This window comes from Bradyrhizobium sp. (assembly GCF_016213215.1).
Lineage (GTDB): Bacteria > Pseudomonadota > Alphaproteobacteria > Rhizobiales > Xanthobacteraceae > Bradyrhizobium.
Genome location: NZ_JACRAW010000123.1, coordinates 1 through 3140 on the forward strand (window position 1 = coordinate 1; position 3140 = coordinate 3140).

Sequence of the window (3140 nt, forward strand, 5' to 3'; positions counted from 1 at the left end):
ACATCTGCGAGCGGATCGGCGGCATGTCGCCGATCATGATCGTGGGCGGCGTGCTCGGCCAGCAGAAGCTGACCAAGCCGATGGCGGCCGCCGCCGCCAAGCTGTTCGGCCTGTCGAAGGGCGAGCAGGCGCTGCTCAACGAGGTGCCGATGCGCGGCACCGGCACGCCGATGCCGCCGACCGACCCGCTGATCTATCGCTTCTACGAGCTGGTGATGGTCAACGGCCCGGCCTGGAAGGCGCTGATCGAGGAGGAGTTCGGCGACGGCATCATGTCGGCGATCGACTTCGACATGGCGATCGAGCGCCAGGCGGATCCGAAGGGCGACCGCGTCAAGATCGCCATGACCGGCAAATTCCTGCCGTTCAAATATTACGGCGCCACCGGCAACGCGATGGCCTATGGGCTGAAGGAGGAGTAAACGCCGTCATCCTGGAGCGGCAACCGAAGTCGGGCTTACCCGACTTCGGCATGTTGGGATCACAATCGGCTAGAGCCGATGTGTGTGGCCGCGTCTCGAGGGATGCGGCGGCTCACTCGACGGAGAGATTGACGTCCCGGATAAGCTTTTCCATTTTGCCGGACTCGGCCGCCAGTGAGCGCGTGAGTTGTTCGGGCGATCCGAGCATGGGCTGCAGCGCTTGTGGCTCCAGGAATTTTTTGAAATCCGGAGTTTCAATAATCTGCTGCACGTCCGCATTGATCTTGGAAATCACTTCTTTAGGAGTTCCGGCGCGCGCGAAGACGGCAAACGAAACGTTCATTTCAAAGCCGGGAACGGCTTCGGCTACAGTCGGAACCCCCTGTAACTGAGCGATCGGTTGCGTGCTGGCGACGCCAAGTATCTTGACCTTGCCGGCCTTGTAAGCCTGCATGGCCAGCGAAGGGGCGATCGCCAGAAGCGGAATGTGTCCGGCCATGAGATCGTTCGAGGCCAGAGAAACGCCTTTGTAATGAACCGCCGTCATTTTGATTTTCGCCATGCTCTCGAGCAGAAGCACGCCCAGGTGCGGCGCGGTGCCGGGGCCTGTGGTGCCGTAGTTGATTTCTCCCGGCTTCGCCTTGGCAAGCGCGATCAGATCGCTGATCGAATTCACCCCGAGCGACGGATGAGCGACGAACGACAAGGGGATGCTCGCCATCCCGGTGACCGGCAATAAGTCACTGACCGAATAATCTTTGCGCCTTTTCACGAGATGCGGCTGGGTCGTGTAAAGCCCGGCCTCGCTGACGAGCAGCGTGTAGCCGTCGGCCGGCGCGTTGATCACGGCCGAGGCTGCGATGGCATAGGCGCCGCCCGGCCGATTCTCGATTACAACCGGATGGCCCCACTTCTGCGAGAGCTGTAGCCCAATTCTGCGCGCGAGCACATCGGGCAGTGAGCCGGGCGTCGTGGCGGCAATGATTGTGACTGAGCGGGTCGGATAAGTCTGAGCGAACGCGCTCGTGCTCATGAGCGCTGCCGATATCAGAAGCATGCGGAGCCAGATAGTCATTTGCTTTCCCTCCCTCGCGTCTTTCTTTCGATGTGATGTCATGCGTCCACGCGATCGACGCTTTGCGCCGTCCAGCCCAGCCGCCATGCAGCCGGCTCTTTGGCGTCGACCAGGATGAAGGCGATGCGGCACGGCCTGGTGCCGTTGTTGACCCAGGCGTGGTTGGTCCCTTGCTGCACCAGGACATCGCCGGCCTTCATGTGCACCTCGCTGTCGTCCATCAGCATGTCGATCTCGCCGTCGAGCACGATGGCGTAGTCGATGCTGCGGGTGCGGTGTGTATTCGGGTGGCGGCAATAGCCCTGCGTCGCCGGGTCGATGCCCATGCCGAGTAGCACCTTATGATGGTCGACGGGCGCCGCACCCTTTGACGCGGGCGGAAAGTCAACGATGCGAAAGATGGCGCCGTTCGGCGGCGGCGGGACGCCGACCTTGGTTTGCGTCCGATCGCTGTCGCCGTCGATGTCGGCCGGAGTTTCACCGGTGACCCAGAGCATGGTGACGGCGTTGCCGCCCGGGCTTCGCTGGTGCGGCGTCGCCGACCCGTCGAATAGCGCGACCGCTTTGCCTTGCGCGTCGTGGCCCGTCACGATCCGTCTAGTCGGTTTGAAGTCCATGGTGTGTCCAGTCCGCTTCTCTTGTCGTGAAGGTTTGGCGTCTCACGTCAGGATGACCGGCAGCAGCAGGTGCGAAGGCCTGGTCGTGTCGTGATAGATTTTGTGCAGAACGGTCTTGCTGCTGCAGATGTGGTACGGCACGTACTCCGCATTGGTCGCGCCTGCGACGCCGGTCGGCAGATCCATGCTGGCGATTTCCAGGCAGATGCGGTGGCCTTTGCGGAACAGGTTGGCCGTCGACATGATTTCGATCTGATATTCGTTGACTTCGCCCGGCACGACCGGCTTGCGGCTGTCCCGCGTGAGCAGATGCCACGGCTTCCACGGCTTTGAGCGCTTAGGATCGATCGCGCGCAGCGATGCCTTGAGCCATCCGCGGGTGACCTCGCGTTCGGGGAGGTCGGCGGGTCGCTCACGTTCGCCTTCGCGGACGCTCATCACCGAGACATCCGGTCCCACGTCCTTGAGGATCGCGAACCAGTTGGTATCGTCCCGATCGATCTCCGCGAACAAGGTCAGCGATATCGGGCCCGCGATCAGCACATCCTCGGGGAGTGGATCAGTCAGATACCGCAGCTTCTGAATCGCCTTTGTCTGTGTCGGAGGCATTTGCACAAAGGCATCGGGCGGGATGAACTGATCGACGCTCGCCGTCGTAAACGGCGCCGCGCTCAAGCGTTCCCAGCTGTTGAGGTAAAGCTTCGTCCAACGGGTCTCAGGCAACGGCCAGTCCGCGGCAGTGCGCCAGCGATTTTCGCCCATTACCCAAAACTTCACGGGCGGCTCACGCAGGATGCCGGTGTCGTCACCGCGCAGCCAGTGATCGAACCATTTGAGCATCTCGCGATGAAAGGAATGAAACGGACGCTCAAGGTGAGCGGGGCCGGTGAACATCAGTTTCTTCGGCGCATCGACCGCCGCGAAATAGTTCTGCGCGCCGTTGAGATGGGTCTTGTAGGTGTATCCGTACCAGCCTGAGCCGGTGTAGAACGGCACCTTGATCTTCGACAGTTCGGATTCAGCGTG

Annotated in this window: 4 protein-coding genes; 1 reads left to right on the forward strand and 3 read right to left on the reverse strand. The window is 61.7% G+C overall.

Going from position 1 to position 3140, the window contains the following annotated elements:
- The coding region (gene cynS / locus HY852_RS20815; protein ID WP_291606730.1) for a cyanase at positions 1-422 on the forward strand (422 nt) is incomplete at its 5' end.
- Between the two features lie 112 nt (positions 423-534).
- Here cynS and HY852_RS20820 read toward each other — a convergent pair.
- From HY852_RS20820 to HY852_RS20830, 3 genes are all read right to left on the reverse strand, one after another.
- A complete protein-coding gene (locus HY852_RS20820; RefSeq protein WP_291606731.1) occupies positions 535-1497 on the reverse strand; it encodes a tripartite tricarboxylate transporter substrate binding protein in 963 nt (320 codons plus the stop codon).
- Positions 1498-1535: 38 nt separating this feature from the next.
- A complete protein-coding gene (locus HY852_RS20825; protein WP_291606733.1) occupies positions 1536-2114 on the reverse strand; it encodes a cupin domain-containing protein in 579 nt (192 codons plus the stop codon).
- Between the two features lie 42 nt (positions 2115-2156).
- Positions 2157-3140: CocE/NonD family hydrolase (locus HY852_RS20830; protein ID WP_291606735.1), on the reverse strand; the 984-nt coding region annotated here is incomplete at its 5' end.